The organism is Streptomyces tricolor (assembly GCF_002155905.1).
GTDB classification, from domain to species: domain Bacteria; phylum Actinomycetota; class Actinomycetes; order Streptomycetales; family Streptomycetaceae; genus Streptomyces; species Streptomyces tricolor.
In genome coordinates, this window is sequence record NZ_MUMF01000792.1 from 1 (window position 1) to 233 (window position 233).

Consider the following 233-nt stretch of genomic DNA (forward strand, 5'->3'; position numbering starts at 1 on the left):
GCGGTAGGCGATGCCGTGGCCGCCGCCGAGGTCGAGTTCGGGCAGGACCAGGCCGTGCTGCTCGTGCAGGCGGGCCATCAGGCCGACCAGGCGGCGTACGGCGACGAGGTACGGCTTGACGCTGGTGATCTGCGAGCCCAGGTGGCAGTGCAGGCCGGTGAGGTCGAGCTGCGGCTGGTCCAGGATGCGGGTGATGGCGTGCTGGGCGTAGCCGTCGGCGATGGACAGGCCGA

1 pseudogene is annotated in these 233 nt (G+C 71.7%); it reads right to left on the minus strand.

The window, feature by feature from the left end:
• A pseudogene (locus CCN44_RS46965) lies at window positions 1-233 on the minus strand (diaminopimelate decarboxylase); the annotation flags it as partial.